Source organism: Providencia rustigianii DSM 4541, assembly GCF_000156395.1.
GTDB lineage: Bacteria > Pseudomonadota > Gammaproteobacteria > Enterobacterales > Enterobacteriaceae > Providencia > Providencia rustigianii.
In genome coordinates, this window is the sequence record NZ_GG703819.1 from 940,127 (window position 1) to 958,069 (window position 17,943).

The 17,943-nt window shown below is 40.9% G+C and carries 14 protein-coding genes; 3 read left to right on the top strand and 11 right to left on the bottom strand.

Going from position 1 to position 17,943, the window contains the following annotated elements; translation table 11 throughout:
* The first annotated feature begins 203 nt into the window (after positions 1-203).
* Positions 204-1,109 (top strand): TIGR01777 family oxidoreductase, encoded by a 906-nt coding sequence (locus PROVRUST_RS14170; protein WP_006815553.1) that lies wholly within the window; start codon positions 204-206, stop codon positions 1,107-1,109.
* Here the strand turns inward: PROVRUST_RS14170 and PROVRUST_RS14175 are convergent, their stop codons facing one another.
* The 11 genes from PROVRUST_RS14175 to PROVRUST_RS14225 all read right to left on the bottom strand — a co-directional run bounded on the left by PROVRUST_RS14175 (position 1,110) and on the right by PROVRUST_RS14225 (position 11,913).
* On the bottom strand, positions 1,110-1,682 hold the full coding sequence (locus PROVRUST_RS14175) for a UbiX family flavin prenyltransferase (RefSeq protein WP_006815554.1): 573 nt from the start codon (positions 1,680-1,682) through the stop codon (positions 1,110-1,112).
* A gap of 257 nt (positions 1,683-1,939) precedes the next feature.
* On the bottom strand, positions 1,940-3,457 hold the full coding sequence (gene purF / locus PROVRUST_RS14180) for an amidophosphoribosyltransferase (protein ID WP_006815555.1): 1,518 nt from the start codon (positions 3,455-3,457) through the stop codon (positions 1,940-1,942).
* Between the two features lie 14 nt (positions 3,458-3,471).
* Positions 3,472-3,975, bottom strand: a complete 504-nt coding sequence (gene cvpA / locus PROVRUST_RS14185; protein ID WP_006815556.1) for a colicin V production protein — start codon at positions 3,973-3,975, stop codon at positions 3,472-3,474.
* Positions 3,976-4,152: 177 nt separating this feature from the next.
* Positions 4,153-4,839 carry a cell division protein DedD gene (gene dedD, locus PROVRUST_RS14190; protein ID WP_006815558.1) on the bottom strand — a complete coding sequence of 229 codons (687 nt, stop codon included), beginning with the start codon at positions 4,837-4,839 and terminating at the stop codon, positions 4,153-4,155.
* A gap of 5 nt (positions 4,840-4,844) precedes the next feature.
* On the bottom strand, positions 4,845-6,134 hold the full coding sequence (folC, locus tag PROVRUST_RS14195; protein WP_006815559.1) for a bifunctional tetrahydrofolate synthase/dihydrofolate synthase: 1,290 nt from the start codon (positions 6,132-6,134) through the stop codon (positions 4,845-4,847).
* Positions 6,124-7,095, bottom strand: coding sequence for an acetyl-CoA carboxylase, carboxyltransferase subunit beta (gene accD / locus PROVRUST_RS14200; protein WP_006815560.1), 972 nt, complete (start codon positions 7,093-7,095; stop codon positions 6,124-6,126). Before accD ends, folC begins: the two co-directional genes overlap by 11 nt.
* A gap of 159 nt (positions 7,096-7,254) precedes the next feature.
* Positions 7,255-7,941, bottom strand: a complete 687-nt coding sequence (locus PROVRUST_RS14205; protein ID WP_039855372.1) for a DedA family protein — start codon at positions 7,939-7,941, stop codon at positions 7,255-7,257.
* 35 nt (positions 7,942-7,976) lie between these two features.
* Complete coding sequence (truA, locus tag PROVRUST_RS14210) at positions 7,977-8,792, bottom strand: tRNA pseudouridine(38-40) synthase TruA (protein WP_006815562.1); 816 nt, start codon at positions 8,790-8,792, stop codon at positions 7,977-7,979.
* On the bottom strand, positions 8,792-9,802 hold the full coding sequence (locus tag PROVRUST_RS14215) for an aspartate-semialdehyde dehydrogenase (protein WP_006815563.1): 1,011 nt from the start codon (positions 9,800-9,802) through the stop codon (positions 8,792-8,794). Before PROVRUST_RS14215 ends, truA begins: the two co-directional genes overlap by 1 nt.
* Before the next feature lie 73 nt (positions 9,803-9,875).
* Positions 9,876-11,000 (bottom strand): 4-phosphoerythronate dehydrogenase PdxB, encoded by a 1,125-nt coding sequence (gene pdxB, locus PROVRUST_RS14220; RefSeq protein WP_006815564.1) that lies wholly within the window; start codon positions 10,998-11,000, stop codon positions 9,876-9,878.
* A gap of 91 nt (positions 11,001-11,091) precedes the next feature.
* Positions 11,092-11,913: an AraC family transcriptional regulator gene (locus PROVRUST_RS14225; protein WP_006815565.1), complete on the bottom strand. Its 822-nt coding sequence runs from the start codon at positions 11,911-11,913 to the stop codon at positions 11,092-11,094.
* Positions 11,914-12,012: 99 nt separating this feature from the next.
* Here PROVRUST_RS14225 and PROVRUST_RS14230 point away from each other — a divergent pair, with 99 nt between their 5' ends.
* Entirely contained in the window at positions 12,013-12,933 is a 921-nt protein-coding gene (locus PROVRUST_RS14230; protein WP_006815566.1) for a DMT family transporter, read from the top strand.
* A 314-nt stretch (positions 12,934-13,247) separates the two neighbouring features.
* Positions 13,248-17,915, top strand: coding sequence for a tetratricopeptide repeat protein (locus tag PROVRUST_RS14235; RefSeq protein WP_006815567.1), 4,668 nt, complete (start codon positions 13,248-13,250; stop codon positions 17,913-17,915).
* The last annotated feature ends 28 nt before the right edge of the window (positions 17,916-17,943 follow it).

Genomic DNA, 17,943 nt, shown 5'->3' on the forward strand with positions numbered 1-17,943 from the left:
ACTCCATTACAAAAATCAACACATCCCTTTATTACAAAAATCAACACATCCCTTTAAGATATAATACAAAATTCTTTTTTTCGAACCGTTAACTGAAACCCAACAATTCCTAATTCCTAATGCTATAGTTATCTATAATAGGACGATAAATATTAGATTATTTAGGTATCGTGAGTAACCTAAAAATCGAATGAGGGTGGAAAATGAAAATTTTAATTACTGGCGGTACTGGGCTAATTGGCACACAACTCGTTCAAGAGCTAGTTATGCATTCCCACCAAGTCACCGTATTAAGTCGTTCCCCACAAAAAGTATATAGCTTATTTTGTAAAGCGGTAGAATGTTGGACGACCTTAAATGATAAAACCAACCTCAATGATTTTGATGTGGTCATTAACCTTGCTGGCGAACCTATCGCAGAAAAACGCTGGACTGCGGATCAGAAAAAAATTCTATGTGATAGCCGCTGGAAAATCACACAAAAAATCACAGATTTGATTAAAGCCAGCTCAAATCCACCCAGTGTATTTTTATCTGGCTCTGCTGTCGGCTATTACGGGGATCAAGGTCAATCCGTGATCACCGAAGTGGATCAACCTCATGACGAATTTACTCATGACCTTGCTGCCCGCTGGGAAGCCATCGCCCAAGAAGCAGAATCACCAAAAACTCGCGTATGTCTACTGCGAACAGGGTTAGTATTGTCCCCAAATGGTGGATTATTAGCAAAAATTCTGCCGATATTCAAAATGGGTGCAGGCGGGCCTATCGGCCATGGCAAACAATATATGCCATGGATTCATATTAAGGATATGGTAAAAGCGATTTGCTTTTTAATGGAAACTCCAGGGTTATCAGGTCCCTTTAATATGACCTCTCCTTACCCTGTTCATAATGACCAATTTGCAGCCATGATGGGGGATGTCACTAACCGCCCTTCTTTTATACGTACGCCAGCATTTGCAGTCAGAGCCGTATTGGGTGAATCGGCAACATTATTGCTAGGAGGGCAACAAGCCATTCCTAAACGACTAGAAGAAGCAGGATTCGAATTCGAATTTATTGAGTTAAGAATTGCTTTAGAGGATCTATTAACGCCTGAGCAATAATTATTTTGCACCTTGCCAACGAGTGAATAGATCTTGCTCTAGTTGAATATCAAACTGATCGAGTACTCTATTCACCGTTTGGTCAACGATATCTTGAATTGCTTGAGGTCGATGATAAAACGCTGGCATAGGTGGCATAATCACGGCGCCCATTTCTGCGGCTTGGACAAGTAAGCGCAAGTGACCTAAATGTAATGGTGTTTCACGAACTCCCAGTACCAATTTTTTCCCTTCTTTCAATACCACATCTGCGGCACGGGTGACTAAGGTATCAGTATAGCTATGTACGATGCCAGATAGGGTTTTCATGGTGCACGGCATAATTACCATACCTACGGTACGAAAAGAGCCTGAAGAGATTGCAGCCGCGATATCTCGGCTATCATAAACATGGTCAGCGAATTGTTGAACATCTTTGACACTGTAGTCGGTTTCCAACGCCAATGTCTGACGCGCTGCCGCACTCATCACTAGATGGGTTTCTACATCTTGTACCGGTTTGAGTACCTCTAGCAATCGAATACCGTAGATTGCCCCACTCGCCCCAGTTAACCCAATGATAAGTTTTTTCATGTCAGCCCCAATTTCACGCAATTTCTTGCATTATATACCAAATGTCATGAAGTTGTAGGGCGCGAATTTAATGATAGAAAGGATATCAGGGGGGATTGGAACGTTGATTACATATAGTGTGATATTCAAACAAATTTTCTAAATAATTAGTTTCATAACTAGGCAGCAAACGAATGAGCGCTAGGAGCATACAAAAGTATGTGACTAGCGCTCACGAGTGCAGCTAACAACGTTGTGGAACTAATTATGAAGAAAATTTAGCCTTCGTTATAAATCTCAAGATCCTCAACATCACTCTGATCTTTCAATTTCAACTCATCATCTTTACGTAAATTTTCCAGATAATCTAAATAGGTTTGGTCAATATCTTTCGTCACATAGATGCCGTCAAATACTGAGCACTCAAATTCGTTGATTTCTGGATTCTCTTCACGAACCGCATCCACTAAATCGGAAAGGTCTTGGAAGATCAAACCATCTGCACCAATCAATTTACGAATTTCATCCACTTCACGACCATGAGCAATTAACTCATTAGCGTTTGGCATATCAATACCGTAAACGTTAGGGAAGCGAACTTCAGGAGCGGCTGAGGCGAAATAGACATTTTTAGCTCCTGCTTCACGAGCTAATTCAACGATTTGTTCAGACGTCGTTCCACGCACAATTGAGTCATCAACCAGTAAAACATTTTTATCACGGAACTCTGCACGGTTAGCATTTAATTTGCGACGTACAGACTTGCGGCGTTCTTGCTGCCCCGGCATGATAAAAGTACGACCTACGTAGCGGTTTTTTACAAAACCCTGGCGGTAAGGTTTATCGAGTATATGAGCAATTTCTAACGCAATATCGCAAGAGGTTTCAGGGATTGGTATGACAACATCGATATCCAAATCTTCCCACTCACGCGCAATTTTAGCCCCCAGTTTTTGCCCCATACGTAATCTTGCGTTATATACCGAGATTTTATCGATGAATGAATCTTGGCGAGCAAAATAGACATATTCAAAAATGCAGGGGGTCAGTTGCGGATTTTCAGAACATTGGCGAGTAAAAAGTTTACCGTCTTCAGTCACATAAACTGCTTCACCCGGTGCAACATCGCGTAAAAACTCAAAACCAAGGGTATCAAGCGCGACACTTTCTGATGCTACCATATACTCATGTTCACCCGTTTCCAGTACCCGGCGCCCTAGTACTAATGGACGAATACCGTGGGGATCGCGGAATGCCAACATACCGTGTCCAATAATTAGGGCAACACACGCATATGCACCACGAAGTTTTTTGTGCATAGAAGCAACTGCACTAAAAACGTTGTCTGGTTCAAGAGGAAAATGGTCAAATTTATCTAATTCGTAAGCTAATACGTTGAGTAAGATTTCAGAATCTGACGTGGTATTAACATGGCGACGCGCTGTTTCAAATAGGCTACGAGCCAATTCGTGCGCGTTTGTCAGGTTACCATTATGAGCGAGCGTAATACCAAAAGGGGAGTTCACGTAAAAAGGCTGAGCTTCAGATGCACTTGAACTACCCGCTGTTGGGTAACGCACGTGTCCTATGCCCATAGAACCTTGAAGCCGCAACATATGGCGAGTTTCAAAGACATCTTTCACTAAACCATTAGCTTTACGCAAACGGATATTATTTGTGCTATCAATCGTAGCAATACCCGCTGCATCTTGCCCACGGTGCTGAAGCACCGTTAGCGCATCATAAATTGATTGGTTTACCGGTGAAACACCGGCGATACCGACAATACCGCACATTTAGTCTTTCCTCATCAGCCAGACGGAGAAATATTCTCCGGTAGGAAACTTGACGCATTTTGCAGGTAGTCAAAAAACCACCTAATAATATGACTGAACTGCGGAATAAGTTCTGAACGCTGCCAATCCTCACTTTGAGGAAGTGGTGTGAAGGTATCGAGAAAGAACAATAGCGCCGATACAATCAATACCCCACGTAACGCACCGAAGCAGATCCCCAGTACACGATCTGTACCTGATAGTCCGGTTTTTTGGACTAATGAGCTAATCACATAGTTCACTACTGCGCCGACAATTAAGGTCGCAATAAAGAGAGCTGCAATCGCAATTCCGTTACGGATAAGTACATCCTCAAAGTTCGTAAAATAACTGGCTAAATAAGGATAAAAGGTACTCGCAACAAAAAATGCACAACCCCAAGTGATCAAGGATAATGCTTCACGAACAAATCCACGGATCAGGCTTACCAGTGCCGAGAAGCCAATAATGGCGATAATTGTATAATCAATCCAGACCATATCTCATTCCAAAATTTGCATTCACGACAACGGCGAATGCATTCTAACAGAAAACGAAAACGTTTGCGTAACCATTTTTTACTGAATTTAAAAAAACCAGCGGCGAAAAGAAAAAATCATAATCGCCGCAGTAAGTTACTAAATACCTTTATCTTTTAAGGATAATCACAGTGAAATTTAAGGTTTAAATGACTGTATTATTCCTTTAGTGCCGGTAATCGCATTTAATTCCGGTAGTGCAGACTCAAGCTTCTGCCTTGAAGCATCCGGTCCAACATAAATACGCGTTAACTTATTATTCACGGGTTGTGCCGGTACAGTATAAACCTGATACCCAGATAACCTCAATTTAGCTACGATCTCTTCAACCTTGTTGGCATTATTCAGTGCAATCACCTGCACCACATAGGCTTTACCTTGTGGCTCTGATTTTTGCTCTACTTTCGGTTCAGGTTTAGGCTCTGGCTTAGGTTCTGGTTTTGGTACGGGCTTAGGCTCCGGTTTAGGCTCCGGTTTTGGCTCAACGCGTGGTTTCTCTGGTGCGACATTTACAGGAATAGTCGCACCATTTTGGTTTGTGCTATTTGCTGCTACCGGCGGTTTTTCACTCTGTTGCTGTTCAGTGATAGCTTCCGATAACATTGCCTCGGAGGTTCCTTCTGAAGAAGCGGTTGATGCACTATGGGTAATCGGTGCAATTGCTTCAATATCTTCTTCATCACCCGGTTTAGGAATAATAGGAATGGCTGCAAATTCGTTCTCATTGTATTTCTTATCGCCATCCAGTAATGCAGGAAGCACAATAACCCCCACTGCTACTAAGACAATGGCGCCAGCAAGACGATTTTGAAATTGACTAGCCACTGGCTCTATCCTTTTGTTTTCTCTAATAACATCATGACATGCGCGACAGTATGGAATGAACCACACACCACAATCACATCTTGCGGCTGAGCATCATTACACGCCTGTTGCCATGCAGCTTCCACAGAATCAAATTCATTTGCATCATCAAGGTGTTGACTCAGTTGGGCCACATCCGCGCCTCGAAATTCTTTGAGAGGTGCTAAATACCAGTCAGTCACTTGCTTGGATAAACACTGCAATGTGCCTTGAATATCTTTATCTCCCAGCATACCGACAACCGCGCGAATACGTCGACCATCAACAATGGGCAATTGCGCCAATTTTGTCACCAAGTACCCTGCGGCATGTGGATTATGAGCGACATCCAAAATCTTTAGCGGATTTTCGCCAATAACCTGGAAACGCCCCGGCAGTTGAGCCGTTTGTAAACCATGATAGATTGCTTGATCCGTTATTTTTAGTGTTAATTCAGGCGCTATCTCCATTAAGCAGCTAATCACACCCATGGCTGTTGCCGCATTCGCTAATGGAACATTGGGTAATGGCAAATCTTGCCATGATCGTTGCTCACTTTCCCACGACCAATGATTACCATGCTCTTGGTAATTCCAATCTTTTCCACGACGAAATAAGCGTGTTCCAATCTTATCGGCATATTCTCCGATTGAGGCTGGCATATCCGGCTCACCTACGACACCATAATGGTCTTGACGGAAAATACCTGCTTTTTCATAACCGATATGTTCACGGTCAGAACCCAGCCAATCAGTATGATCAAGGGCAATACTAGTGATTGCCGCAATATCAGCATCCACGACATTGGTCGCATCCAAACGTCCCCCTAGCCCAACTTCAAGGATCACAATATCTAATGCTGCCTGCTTAAATAATTGTAGTGCAGCTAAGGTGCCATATTCAAAGTAGGTTAAAGAAATATTTCCACGTTGAGCTTCTATTGCCGCAAATGCCTGACAAAACTCACTTTCAGCAAGTTCTTGTCCTTGAATACGTACGCGCTCAGTATAGCGGATCAGATGTGGCGAACTGTATACCCCAACTTTCAATCCCGCAGCCATCAATATGCTTTCAAGGGTATGACAGGTTGTCCCTTTACCATTCGTGCCAGTCACCGTAATTACACGAGGTGCGGGTTGGGTTAAATTCATTTGGCGGGCGGCCTGCCCTACTCGCTCCAACCCCATATCAATATTTTGGCTATGCAGGTCAGTGAGGTAAGAGAGCCAAGCCTCCAATGGAGACTTGGCAGTAGGAATGATTTGCTTACTCATCATCTTTTTTATGCTTAGCAGAACCTTTCACTTTTTCTGTATTATCAATAGTATCTGCCAGATCAATTTCGACATCTACCACTTCAACAACCAGTGTTGGCTCAGGATTTAAGCTTGGCTTGTTAGTTAACATGGCCAAAATATCTGCTAGACGATCACGCATTTCAGGACGACGAATAATCATGTCAATCGCACCTTTTTCCAGCAGGAATTCACTGCGTTGGAAACCTGGTGGTAACTTTTCACGTACGGTTTGTTCGATAACACGAGGACCCGCGAAACCGATCAGCGCTTTTGGCTCAGCGACGTTGATATCACCAAGCATTGCAAGGCTCGCAGATACCCCACCCATGGTTGGGTCAGTTAACACCGAAATATAAGGCAGACCGCGCTCTTGCATTTTGGCTAGTGCAGCACTAGTTTTCGCCATTTGCATTAATGATAACAAGGCTTCTTGCATACGCGCACCGCCACTTGCTGAGAAGCAAACTAATGGGCAATTATCTTCAAGTGCTTGCTCAACTGCACGAACAAAACGCGCACCAACCACAGATGCCATTGAACCGCCCATAAAGGCAAATTCAAATGCAGCAGCAACGACAGGCATACCTTTTAAGGTCCCTTTCATTACAACCATTGCATCTTTCTCACCGGTTTCTTTTTGAGCGGCGCTAATTCTATCTTTATACTTTTTAGAGTCGCGGAATTTGAGGATATCTTTTGGCTCTAATTCGCTACCTAATTCCGTTGTTGAGTTTTCATCAAGGAAGGATTCAAGGCGTTGACGGGCGTGAATACGCATGTGATGGTCACATTTCGGACACACATGAAGATTACGCTCAAGCTCGGCGCCATATAGGACTTGTCCACAACTATCACATTTGCGCCAAACACCTTCTGGGATATTGGCTTTATGGGATGGGGTCGAAGTACCTTTTTTTAAAATTTTCTCAATCCAGCTCATTAATGGACCTTTTTGTCTGATTGCACTCTGATCATACCCAAAATTATGTTAGTGGCTGAATATCGTCAGCACTTCATATAATGGGTATAAATCAGTATGTTATTTTTTGCCATTAAACCACAATGATATCTCACTGTAGATAAAAACTTTTTAAACCTGTTATTGGTTATCGATTTTCTGCGTCGCCGCACTTTTGGCTCTCGCTGCTGCACGGCGATGTCGAATAATTTCAATAACACCCGGCAGAATTGAGATAAAGATAATCGCGACTATCAGTAATTTCAAATTCTTTTGTACTATCGGCAAGTCACCGAATAGGTAGCCTGCATAAGTAAACAATAGCACCCATAATAACGCACCCGCCACATTATAAAAGGCAAAATGACGATAAGACATTTTACCCATCCCTGCGACGAAAGGCGCAAAGGTTCTCACGATAGGAACAAAACGCGCTAAGATAATCGCTTTTCCACCATGCTTTTCATAAAATTCATGGGTTTTGTCTAAATATGAGCGACGGAAAATCTTTGAATCTGGATTCTTAAATAATCGCTCACCAAAAATACGACCAATGGTGTAGTTCACGGCATCACCAATAATTGCTGCAATAATCATCAGTAACACCATCAGGTGAACATTCAAATCATTGCTTGGTAATGCAGCAAGTGCCCCTGCAACAAATAATAACGAATCCCCAGGCAGGAACGGCGTAACCACTAAACCCGTTTCACAGAATAGGATTAAAAATAAAATACCGTATACCCAAGTACCATATTGGGCGACTAATTCTGCAAGATGCACATCAATATGCAAAATAAAATCAATAATGAAACTGATAAACTCCATGGGGTTCCTCATGTGGAGATTTATATTAAGGTCATTTAGATCAGATTATCTGCTAAAAATAGAGGCCCCATCACGTTTTGTGGTAGGTCAAATTTATCAGGGTAATCTACACTCACTAAATACAGCCCTTCAGCTTTCGCTGTTGCAGCGGCTTTAGTACGGTCTTTTAATTCTAATAACTGATGCATCCAATCAATATCTTGGTTACCACAGCCAATTTCCAACAGACTGCCTACAATATTCCTCACCATATGATGTACAAAGGCATTCGCCTTAATATCGACCACCACATAGTTTCCGTGACGGGTCACATTCACATGCATCACATTGCGCCAAGGTGTTCTTGACTGACATTGAACGGCTCGGAATGAAGTAAAATCATTTTCACCTAATAGCGCCTGAGCCGCTTGATGCATTCTCTTTTCATCCAGAGGATAGTGAAAGTGCGTCACGCCATTTGATAAAATTGCAGGTCGATAACGATGATTAAAAATCACATAACGATATCGACGTGCTGTTGCACTAAATCGAGCATGAAACTCTTCATCAACAGGCTTACACCAACGTACCGCGATGTCGGGGGGCAGATGTGTATTTGCCCCCATGGTCCACGCAGCTTCTTTACGAATGGCAGTAGTTTCAAAGTGCACCACTTGCCCTGTCGCATGGACTCCCGCATCAGTACGCCCTGCACAGTTTACACTGATGGGCTCTGCCGCAATTTTAGACAGTGCTTCTTCAAGACAGCCCTGAACACTTTTAACTTCTTGCTGACGCTGCCAACCATAATAACGACTGCCGTTGTATTCAATTCCAAGCGCGATTCGATACAACTTAGTTGATTCTGACATTAGTAAAACTGCTCCTGAACCAGTTTTTCTGCGGTTTCAACTGCCATTAATGCACCACCAAAGCGGACATTATCGGCAACTGACCAAAACTGGAGCACTTCAGGGATACCATAGTCATTACGAATACAACCGATACTTAAAGCGTCATTACCCGATGCCTCAGTCACCTGAGTTGGATAATCCCCCTCTTCTGAGACTTGAATATCAGAAAAACGTTCAAATTCTTCGCTTGCTTCTTCTGCACTCACAGGACGTAAGGTTTCTAAATGAACAACTTGCGCATTACCATAGAATACTGGCGCTTGAATAAAGCTGACAGCAACTGGCAACCCGTCATCCTGTAAGACTTTACGCACCTGTTCAACTAAACGGCGCTCGTGTACTACGCTACCTTCTCTATCCGCCATTAATGGCAACATATTGAAGGCTAATTGTTTACTAAAATAACCTTCTTCCGCCGGAATACCATTTAATAAACGTGCACTCTGTCCCGCCAAATCATCTACCGCAGCTTTGCCATGAGCAGAAACCGATAACATGTTCGTCAGCGTAATTCGACCTAATCCAGCAGCATCGATCAATGGTTTGATCGCAGTTAATAGCTGACTAACATAACTATCCGCAACTGCAACAATATTGCGGTTACGATAATCGGCTAAGACTTGAGGGTTAACACCGGGAACCACTAGCGGCACGTCTGGATCTAAAGCAAATACCCCACTGCTATCAATCACAATACAGCCTTCTTGTGCTGCTAAATCAGCATATTGAGCGCTCGCTTCCTCACCTGCGGTGAAAAAAGCAATTTGTGCCTGTGACCAATCAAAACCTTCTACATTTTTGACTTGGTAACTTTTCCCGTTAAAACGAATGCTCTCCCCTGCACTGCGTTCACTCGCGAGTAAATAAAGCTCACCAACGGGAAACTCTCGCTCTTGGAGTAGTGATATGATAGCGTCGCCGACCGCACCGGTTGCCCCGAGCAATGCAATATTCCAACCTTCAGTCATGGTTTTTCCTCTAAAAATCAAAATGAAATGAGTCGTTATTCACACCCTCATTTCATTGAAAAATAATTTGCTATTAAATTTTAACGCTGAAACCTAACTCATTGAGTAATTTGGCGGTTTGCTCATCGTCACATTGAACCGTCAACGATGACCACTCCCGACGTTCTTGGTAGTTTTTACGTAACTTATCAAACTCACCGGAAATCCCCGCAACCGCTCGTAACGCAGCATCATCACGGCGAACATCATACACTAGATGAATTAATCTTTTGAGTTGGCTTTGCGTTAATTTACCGTTAAATGTAATTTCACTGATATCAGGTTTAGGTAATAAAGAAGCCAGTGAGACATGCGCCGTTTTGCCTAAAAATTGACAATACGCTTCATACACTTGAGTTGTTCCCCGAGCCTTACCCTCTAAGGTGTAACCCGCAATATGTGGCGTTCCAATATCTACGTATGCGAGTAATTCTGTATCTAAGTTTGGCTCTGGTTCCCAAACATCTAGCACCACACTCAAATACTTACCTTGTTGCAGTATGCTCAACAACGCTTGGTTATCAACCACTTCACCACGGCTTGCATTCACTAAAATCGTACCATCTCGTAAATTAGCAAGGCGCTGAGCGTCCATTAAATGGAATGTTGAATAGATGCCATCCATATTTAATGGAGTATGGAAAGTTAAAATATCCGCTTGCTCTAATACGGTATCTAAAGAGACAAATGTGTCTTGATCTCCACGGTCAGCACGCGGAGGGTCACATAATAAAGTTTTCACTCCCCATGCCTGTAAGCGCTTGAGAAGGCGACCGCCCACATTACCCACGCCCACAATGCCGACAGTTTTATCTCGTAGATCAAAATTATCACGTTCAGCAAGCAGCAATAAAGAAGAGAAAACATACTCTACGACCGCAATAGCATTACAACCGGGTGCAGAAGAGAAGCCAATATTAGCCTCAGATAACCATTGGATATCCACATGGTCAAAGCCTGCTGTTGCAGTACCGACGAATTTTACTGGCGTATTATCCAGTAGAGATTTATTCACTTTGGTAATCGAGCGCACCATTAATGCATCTGCATCAATAAGTTCTTGTTCTGGTACTGGGCGCCCTGGCACAGCTTTCACTTCGCCTAGCTGACTAAAAAGTGTTTCAGCATACGGCATGTTTTCATCGACCAAAATTTTCACTTAATTCGTCCCAATAGAATTGTTAATAATACCCATTGATGCCCTATTCGGCTGCCACACTATACTCCAAATCGTAGGTATGCAGAATCTTTTACCCTCGTAATAATGACTCATCTTGGGTAATAAATTCTTTGAAACGAAACCTATCTGGCGTTACACCAGAAATTTGCTGGAACATGGCAATAAATGCAGAAGCAGAGCTATACCCTACATCCAACGCCACCTCATGAACACTTTTGCCTTTTTCGAGTCCAGAGACTGCATGTAAATAACGCAAACGTTGCCGCCATTCGCTGAATGACATTCCCAATTCCTGTTGGCAGCGGCGAGATAGCGTTCGTTCTGAGGTGTAAAAGCGCTTAGCCCATTGAGCTAACGTTGTATTATCCGCAGGTTCTTTCTGTAATTCTTGTAAAATCGGTGCCAAAAATTTGTCTTTACTGGTGGGCAAATAGGTATCTTGGCAGGGGGAAATCGCAAATTGATCAATCAGCACGTCCCCGAGTCGCTTATCTTGCTCAGTTTCTGGCTGAACAATACCTCGCTGATACATATCAGCCATAATGGTTTGGAAAATAGAGCTTAGCCTTACCACACAGGCTCTATCGGCAAGTCTATGGCTATATTTCTGAGAAAAATCGATAATCCGAAATTTTACACTCTGCTTGTTAAAACTCGCATGTTGTGTGTTTGCAGGGATCCAAATACAAAATTCAGGAGGTGCCATATAGTGCTTACCTTCAACCTCCATCTCCATAATTCCACACACCACATACAGCAATTGACCAAAAGGATGAGAGTGAGATTTATATTCTGTTTGTTGGTTAATCTGTTCATGGCGTAGTGCAATAAAATCTGGTTCGATAATGTTGCATTCATTTATTTGCCACACATCATTTTGTGAATTATTCATCAGCCTGTCTGAAAAACGTTATCGATTGTCTGAATATCAGTATATATAATTTTTCAGACAGATGTATACTCCTGTGACTGATTAGGGAGAACCTTGTTAATGAAATATTTCCTGTTTCCGCTGATTGCGGTTTTACTGTGGTCGATGAATGCCATCGTCAATAAAGCAGCTGCGACTGCTATTGACCCTGCGGCAATCTCGTTCTATCGCTGGGCTCTAGCATTTTTGGTTATGACCCCATTTGTTTTACGCTCTGTATTGCGTCATGCCAAAATCATCAAACAACATTGGTGGCAACTCGCTATTTTAGGCGCTTTGGGCATGATGCTATACCAAAGCCTAGCTTATTATGCGGCTCATACGGTTAGCGCCACGTTTATGGGCGTCATGAACTCATTTATTCCACTGCTGACGGTGGTGATCAGCATTTTCGTCCTACGCGTTATTCCAACTGTTGGGATTGTTATCGGTTCACTACTCTCACTGTTTGGTCTGGCTTGGTTAGTCAGCCAAGGGAATCCAAGCTCGTTGCTCGATAATGGTCTTGGTCAAGGTGAGTTGCTGATGATTGTCGCCTCTGCAGCCTATGCGCTGTATGGTGTTCTCACCAAGCGCTGGGCGATTCAATTATCAAGTTGGGATTCTTTATATGTGCAAATTTTCTTTGGGGTTTTATTATTAATTCCTAATTTCTTACTCGCTGATGACGTTTCACTGAATCGAGATAATGTGGGGTTAGTTTTCTTTGCCGGGATTGCCGCGTCAATTATTGCCCCTGCATTATGGATCAAAGGCGTTATTCATTTAGGTGCAAACACCGCTTCAATCTTTATGAATCTCGCCCCCGTGTTCACAGCCATTATTGCTGTTTTCACTCTGGGAGAAGAGCTGAAAAGTTACCATTTAATTGGTGGTGGTGTCGTGTTACTTGGTGTGATGCTCGCTCAGCAATTACGCACTCCACTCACTCAAGTGTTTGCACGTAAAAGTAAAAGTGCACAAGAAGATATTTGTCCATAATTGACCTACTGTTATTTATCACTAAAAAATCAATGCAATGTCGTTAACTCATATGCCCCACTTTGTGGGGCTTTCCTTTATCCACATTAATTCCTATCACTAACCTCTCATATCTAAACTATAAATCGGTATTGGCACTCTTAAACTGAATAATCAGGCAAAATCTGATTGTATCTTATTTATATCTCCCTAGACTTAAGCCAAATAGCCCTCTGTTAATTAAGGGTATTCATATTGCCATGAAATATTGATTCGATATGCCTATAAGGATTATGGAATATCGAAAAATACATGCCCATTGAGATAAAATAACGATGACTAGACAACTTAAAATAGGTCTTTTTATATTTATAATAATTGCCATTTCAGCTGGTCTTTATCTTATAAATACCTCCAGCCAGTCCAATTCAGCACAAGCAGGTTACGATTTATATCAACAAGGCGAAACTGAAGCCGCTTTTGCTCTATTTCAAAAGAATGCAGAGAGCGACTCTCAATCCGCTTACGCATTAGCCGTGATGTATAAAGAAGGGATTGGAACACCGCCAGACGACAGTAAAGCCCAATATTGGTTGGAGAAATCCGCATCACAGAATAATAAAAGTGCACTCTATAACCTTGGCTTTTACCGCTACAATCAAGAAATAGAGGGAACACCAGACGACTTGTATGGCTTAGTCTCGTTAACAAAGTCTGCGGATTTTGGCGTACAAGAAGCTCAAATTATGGTCGGCAGTATTTATATTGCAGACAAGACTGAAAAAATCCCACAAGACATTGAACTAGCCCGCCAATATTTTACACTTGCGGCAAAACAAGATTCTCAATTTGCTAAATTTGCCCTTGGCTATATTGCTCATGATTTTGATAAAGACAATAAAAAAGCGGTAGAAATCTTAACCCCACTGGTTAGTAAAAACTTTCCATTACCTGCCATGTTGCTTGCAACAATCTATACGGAAGGTGGAAATGGAGTCACACCTAATAAATTTTTTGCCGAAAAATATGAGCGAATATCGATGGCGTCTGCCTTAGAGTTTGTTTCAGATACAAATGAATTTGAACCAGCCCCACTCTCTATTTATGGTTCTCAGACACCAGAAGAAAAACAAAAAATTATTGAAAATTTAGAAGAAAGAGCTCGCCAAGGGGATGAGCTAGCCATTTATATTTTATATCAGAAATATATGTTCGGTGATGGAGTTAAAAAGGATAAAAATATTGCATTAGCGTATTTGCGTCCTTTAATACAACAACGTTCACCAAAAGCTTTGTACTTAAATTACCTTACGGATAAAAATAATCTCGATGATTTAATCGAAGCAGCTGATCTCCAATACCCTGATGCGATGTATCAAGCATACCAAGTTTATTCAGGTAATACGTTTAATTTCAATATCGAACGCAATGACACACTCGCCAATAAATACCTCATGGGCGCAGCAGATTTAGGTCATCATGATGCTCTCGTTGAGATCGTTGAAAAATCAATTACCAGTTATCAATTTCCAAATCGTCAGTTAATTGATTTGATAACAAAATATACACCCATATTAATGGAGAGATACCCTAATTCACCGGAGGCTTTAGTCGTTACCAGCCAAGTATACGGTAAAGAAGATAGCCCACTATATTCTCCAGAAAAATCTTTTTCTGCTCTAGAAAAAGCTAATAAAATTGCCCCTGACTATAATTCTCAAGTACAACTAGCTCGTTATTATATTCGTGGTTTTGGTACAAAAACAAATTTAGAAAAAGCGGTTAATATACTCAAATCTAATTTAGATGACCGAGGTATCCCCTCCACTGCCGATCGCTTGTTAGTTCAACTTTATTATCATAGTGACATTCAGGCTTACATAGATGAAAGAACGATCATTGATATTTTAAAGAATGATGTTATAGAAAGAGAGAATTATGAATTAGCACATTTCTATGCCAATTATTTATTACAAGAGAACCCTGAAAAAAATAGCAAACTTGCTTTTGATTTATTTGAAAAATCGAGTGAATATAGCCAAAGTGCTCATATTCACTATGCCGCAGCATTATTAAAATACAAACCGGAGCAAACCGATTTTGCCTCTAAACTTATTGTCAATCTACTATCTTCGGAAAGTAATAAGGCAGAACTCACACCAGATGAAAAAGATGCAGCCACCGATATTCTCTTAAAAATAGGCTTCCAAGCACCAGAGACTAAAAGTTTACTGATAAATTTAGCGCTATATGACAAAAATTCAAAAGCTATCGCACTTGTAGAGCCACAAGTTTGTATTGACGCGGATATCACCTATTTATATGGCATTACAAAACTGACCCAATTAACCGAGGTCGACAGTTTAAGCAACGATGAACTCAAACCCTATTATGATACTATTCTCAACGCAGCTGAATTAGGTAGCTCATCCGCTCATTTGTATATAGCCCAAAACCTTGATAGTGTTAATTATTATAATAGAACACCCTATTATAAAGCCCGATTTCAACAGATCACCGGACTCAAGCCAAATGATCTAATCCCAAAATATAAAAAATGTGCAGAATTAGGCAATAATCGCTGCCTATATGAATTGGGTGAGATTTATCAAGAGGGAAAATATGGGGAAGATCCTAACTATGACATTGCATTGGAATATTATGGGAAAATATCAGATCCCGACTTTAGCTTTTTAAAATCACGTAAAAGTGAAATTGCAAAATCAAAAGCTAATTTCATTCAGATTCAAAATGATGCTAAGAACAACAATCCTGAAGCATTACGAACATTAGCTAATGCCTATAAATTTGGAAATTATGGGCAAAAAATTGATGAAAAAAAATGGCTTGAATATTTAACTATTAGTGCAAAATTCAATAACCAGCAAGCCTTAAATGATTTAGTCGATTATTACAGCCAAGACCAATTTATTGATGCTAATAAGGCTAAAATATTAGCTTATTATGACCAATTAGCTGAATTAGGTGACCAACATTATACCCGAGAGTTGGCTCATCAGTATTTAAATGGTAGCCGCCTTGTAGTAGCTAACCGCCAAAAAGCCCGCGAGTACTATATTAAGTCTGGGAGTTGGGGAGATCAGTATATTCGATATATGAACAAGTATGATCTTGGCATGAAAATGTTGAATGAAAGTCCATCAGCAAAATTCAATGTCGGGGATGCTTATTTATATGGTAATGGCGTAAAACAAGACACCAATGAAGCTATTAAATATTTAAAACAAGCCAGTGATGAAGGAAATAATTTAGCCATACGGCGTTACACCGAACTACTCTACATGGGTATTTACGATAAAGAGAAACACCAATGGCTCGCTGAACCAGATTGGGATAATGCCATATTTTATTTAAGAAAACACACGGAGCCTGAGCGTGTAAAAACCTATATTGATGTATATGAGACCCTCGTAGAGCCCGCACAAAAAGGGGATGCTGCTGCTTATGCTAAATTAGGTGACTGGTATTATTCTTGGGGAAATAACGCGGCAGCACAACTGTACTATATAAAAAGCATTGACGCAGGTAACATTGCAGCTTATCGCCCCTTAGACAGTGTTACTGAAGATCCTTTAGTAAAACGCCAAAATTATTTGGATGGAACAGCAAAAAATGACCTGTACTCCAAAGTTCAGCTTGCTCAAGTCTATCTGCATGACGCCAATATAGATAATAACTCTCCAGACTATAATCTTGCTCTGCAATACCTCGATGTCGGGATGAAATCTACTGATGCCTTTATTTCAGATAGTGCATTTGAATCATTAGCAAATTTATATAAAAACGGCATCTTGCTGGAAAATGATCAGATTCTACGCCCTATCAATAGTGAAAAGTACCTTGAATTAATTCAAAATCAAGCTGAAAAACGCCCTGATGCATTAATTCGTTTATATGACTATTACGCTAGCATCGATAAGCCAAAGGCTCTCGATTATTTATATCGTGCTCATCAGCAAGGGGACTTAAATGCCACCTTCAAGCTATATGAAATCAATAATCCAGGGGAATACTGTACCAACAGTCGTAATGCAGATATCGATAAATCTAGTATTTACTTAAAAGAATGGCTCGACAAAAAACAATTTGGAAAAAATACAGATAGAAGCTATATCCAAGAACCTGAAAATTTAAGTAAAAAAATGGGAGATGTGTACTTAGATGGAAGCTGTGATATGCCCAAAAATATCGATAAAGCTATTGAATGGTATCTAATTTCTTTAAATTATCATGATACTCATGCACTAAATAACCTGTATCAAGCCTATGTAGAAAAGAAGGATGCTAAACAGGCTTACTACATTGCATTACGTTTAGAGAAAGACCCTGAAAATATTGAGTTATTGGGTACATTATTACCGCAAGAACGACAAGAAATAGATCAACGAGTTGCAGATGAGCAAGCATTCCAAAAATATGGACGTTTTGCTCAGCAAATTGAAGAAAAACGCCTTAAAGCTGAAGCCGGAGATCGTATCGAAGCATTTTCATTAGGTATTAGTTATGCTCGCGGAGAAATGGTGCCAGAAGATACGCAAAAGATGATCTACTATTATGAATTAGCTGGAAAAAATGGTTACTCACGCGCCTACAATATATTAGGAAACCTTTATCGTAAGGATAATGAACGCGGCATTGAAAAAGACTTTCCTAAAGCCCTTTATTACTTTGATTTAGGTGCACAACAGAATGACAGTAATACCGCACATTTAGCCGGAGATATGCACTATTTCGGTCAAGGAATACCAAAGGATTATATCCAGGCTGCAAAATACTATGAGATTACCAACTTAGAACAAGGTACCCATCATGCAATGGCAAAATATAAACTTGCCTACATGTATTACAACGGTTTAGTTGGCACTAAGAGTAAAGACGATATTCAAAAAGCCCATGATTATCTTGAGATGGGTGCAAAATATTTAGATAAAGACTCGATGGTGGCATTAAAGGAATGGGATTTTAGTATTTTAAATCAATAGATTATTAACTCACACCAATAAAAGTATC